9 protein-coding genes are annotated in these 8,393 nt (G+C 72.3%); 6 read left to right on the top strand and 3 right to left on the bottom strand.

Going from position 1 to position 8,393, the window contains the following annotated elements; translation table 11 throughout:
• Positions 1 to 127 precede the first annotated feature (127 nt).
• The 6 genes from ACFU7Z_RS30830 to ACFU7Z_RS30805 all read left to right on the top strand — a co-directional run bounded on the left by ACFU7Z_RS30830 (position 128) and on the right by ACFU7Z_RS30805 (position 4,556).
• Positions 128 to 571, top strand: a complete 444-nt coding sequence (locus tag ACFU7Z_RS30830) for a hypothetical protein (RefSeq protein WP_380781110.1) — start codon at positions 128 to 130, stop codon at positions 569 to 571.
• The gene (locus tag ACFU7Z_RS30825; RefSeq protein WP_380781108.1) at positions 538 to 1,098 is read left to right on the top strand and encodes a hemerythrin domain-containing protein; all 561 of its coding nucleotides are present in this window, start codon (positions 538 to 540) and stop codon (positions 1,096 to 1,098) included. The genes ACFU7Z_RS30830 and ACFU7Z_RS30825 overlap by 34 nt, the downstream gene beginning before the upstream one ends.
• 428 nt (positions 1,099 to 1,526) lie before the next feature.
• Complete coding sequence (locus ACFU7Z_RS30820; RefSeq protein ID WP_380744003.1) at positions 1,527 to 1,886, top strand: ATP-binding protein; 360 nt, start codon at positions 1,527 to 1,529, stop codon at positions 1,884 to 1,886.
• 355 nt (positions 1,887 to 2,241) lie between these two features.
• Positions 2,242 to 3,057, top strand: coding sequence for a SigB/SigF/SigG family RNA polymerase sigma factor (locus tag ACFU7Z_RS30815; RefSeq protein WP_380781106.1), 816 nt, complete (start codon positions 2,242 to 2,244; stop codon positions 3,055 to 3,057).
• Positions 3,058 to 3,258: 201 nt separating this feature from the next.
• Positions 3,259 to 3,564, top strand: a complete 306-nt coding sequence (locus ACFU7Z_RS30810; protein WP_049649670.1) for a hypothetical protein — start codon at positions 3,259 to 3,261, stop codon at positions 3,562 to 3,564.
• Positions 3,561 to 4,556, top strand: coding sequence for an iron-containing redox enzyme family protein (locus tag ACFU7Z_RS30805; RefSeq protein ID WP_380781104.1), 996 nt, complete (start codon positions 3,561 to 3,563; stop codon positions 4,554 to 4,556). The genes ACFU7Z_RS30810 and ACFU7Z_RS30805 overlap by 4 nt, the downstream gene beginning before the upstream one ends.
• Before the next feature lie 45 nt (positions 4,557 to 4,601).
• On the opposite strand, the gene ACFU7Z_RS30800 is transcribed toward ACFU7Z_RS30805, so the two are convergent.
• The 3 genes from ACFU7Z_RS30800 to ACFU7Z_RS30790 form a co-directional block, all read right to left on the bottom strand.
• Positions 4,602 to 5,489: a Rieske 2Fe-2S domain-containing protein gene (locus ACFU7Z_RS30800; protein ID WP_380781102.1), complete on the bottom strand. Its 888-nt coding sequence runs from the start codon at positions 5,487 to 5,489 to the stop codon at positions 4,602 to 4,604.
• A 221-nt stretch (positions 5,490 to 5,710) separates the two neighbouring features.
• Positions 5,711 to 6,805 (bottom strand): three-Cys-motif partner protein TcmP, encoded by a 1,095-nt coding sequence (locus tag ACFU7Z_RS30795; RefSeq protein ID WP_074002994.1) that lies wholly within the window; start codon positions 6,803 to 6,805, stop codon positions 5,711 to 5,713.
• Positions 6,806 to 6,895: 90 nt separating this feature from the next.
• The gene (locus ACFU7Z_RS30790; protein WP_074002993.1) at positions 6,896 to 7,651 is read right to left on the bottom strand and encodes a DUF5131 family protein; all 756 of its coding nucleotides are present in this window, start codon (positions 7,649 to 7,651) and stop codon (positions 6,896 to 6,898) included.
• Positions 7,652 to 8,393 lie beyond the last annotated feature (742 nt).

The raw sequence follows: 8,393 nt of genomic DNA, 5'->3' as shown, positions 1-8,393 counted from the left end.
GTCCACGCCCCGCGGTGACGTTGGATCGGAAACGGCTGATCAGGCGTGGCCCAGGGTGCGGCGGGTACCCGCCGAGCCCGGGGCGCGCGTTCGCGCACCCGAGGCATCCCGCGGACCAGGAGGAGAAATGACCCAGCACGGCAGGGCCCTGGCAATCGTGACGAACTACGGCGTCGAACAGGACGAACTGCTCGTCCCCGTACGGCACCTGCGCGAGAACGGCGTCCACGTCGACATCGCAGCCCCCACCCGGGCCGACGAACCGCTGGTCACGGACGACGCCGGCAACTGGCGGCTGGTGACTTCACGCAACCCCGGTGACCTCGAACACTTCCTCCGGGGAGTCGATGCCGCGCTGCGCACCCGGCCGGGGCCGCTGGCGCGCGCTGAGCGCGGGCCACGTGCGACGACTGTTTGGCTCCGGGGCTCCCGGGGACACGCAGGGGCGATGGAAACCCGCCCGACGGAGGCGGGGGCTTCACCGCACCGTCGGGCTGACCCCCGTAACCGGCAAGGCCAGAGAACGGAGCGTCCGCCGTGCACCACGACGAAGACCTACTGGAGCAGCTGACCGCCGACCACCGGTCCGTGCTGGTCCACTTCAGCGAACTCAGCGGCATCCCCAGTGGGGACCCGCAGCGCAAGGACCTGGCCGACCTCGTGACCGATCAACTGGTCCGCCATACCCGGGCCGAGGAGCAGCATCTCTATCCGCTCGCCCGTGACCGGTTGGCCGACGGGCAGGCCTTGGTGGAACGCGAACTCGCCGACCACCGAGGGGTGGAAGCGTTGCTGGAGGAGCTCCGCCCGACCCATGTCACCTCGCCCCGCTTCGATCGGCTGGTCGCCCGGTTGATCGAGGAGGTCACCCGGCACGCCGGCGACGAGGAGACGCGACTCTTCCCGGCCGTACGGGCAGTGTCGAGCGAGGCCGAGCTGCGCGACCTCGCGATCAGGGCGCGGGAGACCAAGGAGTCCTCCACCGGCCGGCCCCGCCACCAACCGCCCACCGCACGCCCGGCGGACCGCCTGCCGTCCCCCGAGCGCTCAGCCGCCGAGCGGATGCGGGACTTCCTGACCCCGGGCGGGCCGCACTGACCCCGGGCGGCACCCGAACCCCCGGCCGTGGTGCGGTCGGTCCCGACCGGTGCCGATCCACACGACCAGCTGACGGAGGGGCAGTTGACCTGCCTGGCGGCCGGCTACGATCAGCCGCCGGTCCGACCCCCTCCAGGTCAGGAGTCGTTCGCGGGGCCGGGCGGTGATCAGCGGCGCGCGTTCCGTCCCGTGGACGTGTAGCCGCGACCCGCTCGGGCAGGCGCTGGGCATGGCTGGACCGGGCCGAGGAGAGGAGGCCAGGCATGGACCGCTTCCGGCAAGTGCCGCTGACAGGGCCGATCGGAACGGCAGGCCCGGTCGGAGTCCCGGTGAACCCGGGGGCTCCGGGCGCGGGGGAGACCAAGCGGTTCGTGTTCTCCGGTCGGGAGGGCGCCGTGCAGGCGGGCCGTGATTTCAGTCGGGAGGCCTTGCGGTCCTGGTCCTGGCTGCCGACCGCGGACGAGGAACGGCTGGGGGTCGCCGAGGACCTTCTGCTGATGGTCGCCGAACTGGTCGCCAATGCCTGCCTGCACACCTCCGGTGGGCCGGGCGAACTGCGGCTGAGCTGGGACGGGCGCCGTCTGCGGGCGGAGGTCACGGACACCAGCCCGGTGCCGCCCGAGCTGCGCCCGCACGCCGACCCGGGCCGACCGGGCGGACACGGTCTCCGTGTGGTGGAGCGACTTGCGGGGTCTTGGGGCTGCGCGCCCGAGGGCGGGGGCAAGGTGGTCTGGCTGGAGATTGGGTTCCCGCCGGGTCCGCCGAACCACCGAGAGTGCTCGGCCTGAGGACCGGGCCCGGGACGCTGGGTGGCCATCCGAGGTCGGCTCGGCAAGAGAGAGCTCGGATCCTGAGTCGGGAACCGATTCCGGGGTAGAAGCCTCAGAGAGCGGCCGTGATCCGTCCGGCTGCCGCAGCACCGTGGACGGTGCCACCGGGACCGCGCTTGAAGAAGCCGGGCACAGGTTCTGGGAAAGGAGTCCGCGACGCATGGGGTGTGAGCCCCACACGTGTCGCCGGGCGTGATGCCGATGCCCTGGAGATCCAGTGTCTATCCGTGTGGAAACCACCGATCGCGAAGCCGTCCCTGCGGGTCTGCCGCCCGATCTGCCGCGACGGCCCACGGCGGCTGAACTCCGCCGTATGGGGAAGTCCGAGGCGCGGGAGCTGAGCGACGCGCTGTTCGGGCGGCTGGCCGGGCTGGCCCGCGAGAGCCGCGCCTACAGCTACGTCCGCGGCACGATCATTGAGCTCAACATGCCGCTGGTGCGCTTCATCGCCGCCCGCTACCGGCACCGGGCCGAGGACATGGAGGACATCCTCCAGGTCGGCACGATCGGCCTGATCAAGGCGGTCGACGGCTACGACCCGCGGCGCGGCCTGGAGTTCGTCACCTACGCGATCCCCACCATCACCGGCGAGATCAAGCGGTTCTTCCGCGACACCTCCTGGCCGGTGCGCGTCCCGCGCGGTACGCAGGAGCTCTACCTCGCCGTCGTCCGCGGCTCCGACCGCCTGGAGCAGGAACTCGGCCGGCAACCGCGGCCCGAGGAGATCGCCGAGGACCTGCACCTCACCGTCGAGCAGGCCGCCGAGGGGCTGCTGGCGGGCCGGGCCTGCCGCCCCAGCTCCCTGGACGCGCTGCGCGACCAGGAGACCGAAGAGACCGGCAGCGCCCTGCTCGACCGGCTCGGCGGCTGCGACCCCGGCATCGAACTCGCCGACTTCCGCACCGCCGTCCGCCCGCTGCTGGCCCGCCTGCCGGAGCGCGAGCAGACCGTCCTCAAGCTGCGGTTCTGGGACGGCTGCACCCAGTCCCGGATAGCGGACCGGATCGGCGTCTCCCAGATGCACGTCTCCCGGCTGCTCAGTGCCACCCTCGCCCTGCTGCGCGAGCAGTTGGACGACCTGGACGCCGACGGCTGGGCCGACAGCGCGGAGCCGGCGGAATCGGGCTGAGGCCGACCAGGCGAGCCGCGGTTCCGGCGTGCGGCTTCAGGCCGCCGCCCGCATCGCCGCCCGCCTCGGCGGGCCCAAGCCGGACGACGACAGCTGTCTACTGGCCGTCCGGCTTCGGGCGGGGCCGGGGCGTTAGCGAACGCGGAACCCGGGTAGCCGCAGCGGCGGACCATGGGGACGGCGGCGCGAGGAGGCGGACGGATGGATCGGCGTGAGCGGGTGGAGCTGCGCGGGATCGAGCGGGGGCTGCGCCGGGACCACGTCCTGGAGCTGAGGCTTCGCGTCGTCGGGTTCCGCTTGCGCGGCCGGGCCTGGGACGTGCTGCGCGGCGTGCGGCCGCGGACCGTGCTGGCGCTCGCCCTGCTGTCGCTGGGCCTGCTCGGGGCAGGCCTGGGGACGTCCGAGGCGCCGTTTCTGTGGGTCTTCACGGGCTGCTGGGCGCTGACCCTGACCATCGCCTTCGCGGTGCTCTGTGCCTGCGCCGACGGCCGCCAGGAGGAAGGGTGAATGCGCTGCCCGCGTCGCGCGGTCCGCTGTCGGCGGCGTTGACGGCCCTGCTCACCTCCGGACCGCCCGGAGCGGGCTGTCTGCCCACACCGCCCGGCCCGTTCGACGAGCCGTGGGGCGAGGACCACCAGCTGGCCCTGCACCTCTGCTACGAGCTCCACGACCGCGGGCTGCCCGGGGTCCTGGACGACTGGGAGTGGGATCCCGAACTCCTGAGATTCCGCCAGGGGTTGGAGCGTTCATTCCTGGCCGCGGTGCGTGCGGAGGTGGAGCCCGCGCCGCCCTTGCGGGACGCGTTCGAAGCACTGCTCACCGAGCCGCCCGACGGCACCGGCCCGTCGCACTTCCTGCTCGCCGAGGGTGAGCGCCGGCACGCCCGCGAGTACCTGGTGCACCGATCGGTCTACCACCTCAAGGAGGCGGACCCGCAGCTGTGGATGCTGCCGAGGATCCATGGGCCCGCACAGGCGGTGCTGACGGCGATCCTCTACGACGAGTACGGCGCCGGACGGCCGGAGCGGGCCCACGCCCGGCTCTTCGAGCGGATGATGGCCGCCTTCGGCCTCGACCCCGGCTACGGGCACTACCTGGACTTCGTGCCGGCGCCGACCCTGGCCGTGGTCAACCTGATGACGCTCTTCGGCCTGCACCGGGCGATGCGCGGGGCGGCCGTCGGGCACTTCGCGACCGTCGAGATCACTTCCTCGCCCGGCTCCGCCCGCTTGGCGGCGGCGTTGGAACGGCTCGGCGGCGGCCCGGATGGCACCCTCTTCTACCGCGAGCACGTCGAGGCGGACGCCGTCCACGAGCAACTCGTGCGCCGCGGGGTCATCGAGGAACTGGTCGCGGCCGAGCCCGAGTTCGCCAGGGACGTGGCGTTCGGCGTGGCCGCGGCCGGGGTGGTCGGCGGGCGCTTCGCGAACCACTTGCTCGACCACTGGCGGGCCGGACGCAGCTCGCTTCGCTCACCCCTCCCGGACGGCACAGGCTGAGCCGGGCCCGCCCGCGACCTCGCGCGGTCCGACCGGGAAAGATGGTCAGCCGGCTGCGGGGAGCCGGATCTCCAGATGCCCGGAAAGTACTCGGGCCTCCATGACCGGCTGGGGTGCGGTGGCCGGGCCGTGCACCACTTCGCCGTCCCGGAGCCGGAACGTGCTGCCGTGCCAGGGACAGCGCAGACAGCCCTCCACGAGGGAGCCCTCGGAGAGCGGCCCGGACAGGTGGGCGCAGCGCTCGGCCAGCACGTGGCAGCGGTCGCCCTCGCGGACCACGACCACGGCCAGTTCGCCGGCCGTCGCCCGCACGGGCTTCCCCTCCGGGAAGTCCTCCACCGCGCCGAGGGAGACCCAGTCCGCGGGCGCCAGGCGAGGCACGGCGGCGGCCCGGTCGGGGCCGGCGGCCTGCCGGTAGGCCAGGTGCCCGCCGAGCGCGGCGGCGGCTGAGACGACGGTCGCCCCGGCCAGGCCGAGCAGCCGGCCGCGGGCCCGGTGCCCCCGGCAGCGGGCCACGAGCGAGCCGGCGTAGAGCAGCACACCGGTGGTGTTGCCCAGCGCGTGCACCAGGCCGGTGCGGCGGCGCGACGGGTCGAGCCGGGCCCAGTCCACCCAGCCGGTGAGGGCGGTGGGCCCGGCGGTCAGCAGCCCGGCCGCCACCAGGGTGTCGGCGGACCGGTGCCCGCCGGGGAGGTAGTCCAGTACTGCGGCGGACGTCCAGAAGCCGATCGGCAGCTGGACCATCGCGGGGTGGAGCGGGTGGCCCAGCCACACGCCGTGCAGCGCGTCTCGGTAGGGCCCGAGCGGGAGGGCCTCGACCGCCTTGGCGAGAGGGCGGGCCGGAGCGTCGAGGAGGTCCCAGTGCTCCGGTGCGTCCAGGGCTTGGCGCAGTCGGCGGGACCACCGGCGGGTGCGCAGGGGTGTGTTTTCCATACCAGAGCGGCTAGCCAGGCACCGGACCGGCAAACCCGGACGGCAGGGTGTGTCCGGGAGCCGGTCCGGGCAGGCGTACGAGAGTGGCCGTAAGCCCGACCGTGACCGGAGAGCGGGGTCGGCGCCGTCCCTCCGTGGCTGCGGGGGCGGCAGGCGCAACGCCGTCGGGCCCTGGCTCAGGAGACCGTGGCGACGCCGTCGGGCCGCGCCGAGACCGTTTTTCAGAACAGGGCGGCCTGGCGGAGCGCGGTGACGGTGCTGGCTCCGGTGATCCGGCCCGGGGAGACATCGATGTCCCGGTCGTCGCGCATCCTCTTGAGGAGCGGTATGACCTGGGTGGGGCGGTAGACGGTCTCCAGGAGGGCGTACTTCTTGAGCTGGTCGACGCTGCGGGCGGCGGGGGCGGTGCGCAGGTGGTCGAGCAGGATGCGGCGCAGGGGGCCGGTGTCGGGTTCGAGTTCGAGGTCGAGGGCCTGCTGGTTGGGGTCCTTGGGGTCGCGGTAGCGCACGCCGGAGGTGGTGTCGACGACCCACATGGCCTCCTTCATCTTCTCCACGCCCCGCTCGTGGCGGGTGCCGAAGATCAGGTAGAGGAGGTGGCCGGCCTCGTCGATCATCTCGAAGACCAGGGTGTGCTGGAACCCGGCGCGTCCGAGGGACTCGCGGTAGCGGTCGCGCAGGTAGGCGGCCTTCGCGGAGGAGGGCTGCTGGAAAACGCCGTGCCAGTCGCTGTCGCCGAAGAAGGCGTCGCCGGCCGCGCGGTGGCGTTCGTCCTTGCCGGCGAAGCGGACGAGGAAGGCGGGTTGGAAGGTGACCATCACCTCGCTGCGGCGCTGGGTGGCGATCCGTCGCAGGAGGGGGAACGGGATCTCCGGACCGCCGAAGCCGTCGAGCAGGACGAACATGGGGTGGATCAGACTGCCGGCTAGGGCGAGCTGCTGCAGCAGGTCGGGATGGCACCGGCCCTGTGCTACGTGCACGTCCAGTCGGCCGCTCCGGGGCCCGTGGGTGCCTGCGGCCGCCTCGATGCGGCGTTCCAGCTCGGTCCTGCGCCGGGCGTCCTCCTCGACCAGTACCATATTCACGCGCCGGGGGCTGCGCCGAAGCGCTCCGGAGAAGACCTGGTGGGCGACGACAGGGGAGCCGGGTTCGCCGTCGCGGTAGACGCCGGGGCCCGCGAAGCCCTCGGCATAGGTGATGATCTCGTTGCGGCTGAGCATGATCGGTGCCCAGGCCTGGAGGTAGCGCCGCAGCAGGGCGTGCTTGGCGGCGGTGTGCGGGTCGCGTGGCCAGATGACGTCCTTTGGTGCCGCCATGTGTCTCCCCGGTGCGGTGAGCCGTCGCTGCCGGAGGCAGGATCACACAATCGTCACGGCGCGAACAGAGGGCGTGCACGGCGCACTGGATCAGGGCGCCACGAGCGGCCCCCGTACGGGCATCTCGTCCCAGGTACGGCCGTTGAGGTCACGGCCGCGAGCCTTGGGGTTGCGGCCGCCCCACTGCTTGAAGAAGAACGGCACGCCGGCCGCCTGGCAGGCGTCGCGGACGGTGGCGACCCACGCGGGGTCCATCGGGCGGTGGCCGGGGCCCGACTCGCCGCCGACGATCACCCAGCCGATGCCGTCGAGGTCCAGTTCCGGCAGCGGTCCGAGCAGCGGCTCCAGGGAGAGGAACCGGACCGCGGCCGGGACGGCTCGCAGATCGTCGATGCGATCCAGCTGGCTCTCGTCCTCGACCGACACTCCCATCCACAAGTTGTCCGGCCACTTCAGTCGGCCGGCGGCCCGGCGAAGGCGCACGGAGCGCTTCGTCAGCACCTGGTAGGTGTGCTGGGGGGTGTCGGCGATCACCTGGAACACGTCCCGGACGAACGGGAGCGGCACCCGGGCATGGAAGAGGTCGCTCATCGAGTTCACGAACACGACCCGGGGGCTGTGCCAGCGCTTCGGGACGTCGAGCGCGTCCGGATGCAGCGCAAGACCGAAGCCGGGTCCGGACGTTCGAGGGTCACCGTCCGTCTGGTACTTGGCGGCGCCCATGGCCTTCAGCCGCTTGGCCAGGGTCAGGGCGTAGCAGTTGTCGCAGCCGGCGGAGACCCGGTCGCATCCGGTGGTCGGGTTCCAGGTCGCTTCCGTCCACTCGATTGCGCTTCGATCGCTCACTGCCGCTCCTCACTGCCGTGCCGGGCCTCGCGCCGACCGTTGTCCGGCGAGGGCCGCCAACCGCCTACCTTCCTCCGCCTACACCACCGGTGTCGAACCCGCAGGCCAGGCCGATGGCTCCTCCGGCCGAGCCGGCGGAACGGAGTTCGGCCGGTGCCGGAGTACGTTGGCGACTCCCGGGCTGATGCCGTCCGTCGGCCTCGGCGCTGTGGCTCGGGGGCGGGAAGGCGGTCGGCAGGGAGGTCGCGATGCGCGGCAACCGGAATGGAATCCCGAGCTGACGCATGATCAGACAAGGTCAGCAAGAGGTCAGCATCAGGATGAGTAGACCCTGCTGTACACGCGGACACATGAGAGCACTCGTCGACCATGCCGAGTCGCCACGGGACGCCCGGAGGCCTGCCCGCAGCTTTCCTGCGCGAGCTGCTCAAGAGCGTCCTGTGTTCGCCAGGCGGCAGCCCTGACAGTAGATCGGGGGAGGCATTTTCGCAGGTCAGCATAGTCCTGTCCGGGGTGTCAACCGCATGCTCCGCACTGCTTGTGCATACCTGGGCAGCGGCTTGATCGCGTACCTGGCCCGCACCCTGCCCCCCTTCCCCAGCCTCTCCCTCGCCTATACGATCTCCCTACCGGATCGGTTGACATAGTTCGCCCAGTTCTACCTCGACTGCCTCTCCCAGGCCTCGTACCTGATCGCCGACGAGCGCACCGGCCAGGCCGTGATCGTCGACCCCCGCCGGGA

Origin of the sequence: Kitasatospora sp. NPDC057518 (genome assembly GCF_042802075.1) — a bacterium.
Taxonomy (GTDB): Bacteria; Actinomycetota; Actinomycetes; order Streptomycetales; family Streptomycetaceae; genus Kitasatospora.
The sequence above is the reverse complement of the archived record's forward strand: the minus strand, read 5'-3'. Positions and strand labels throughout refer to the sequence as shown.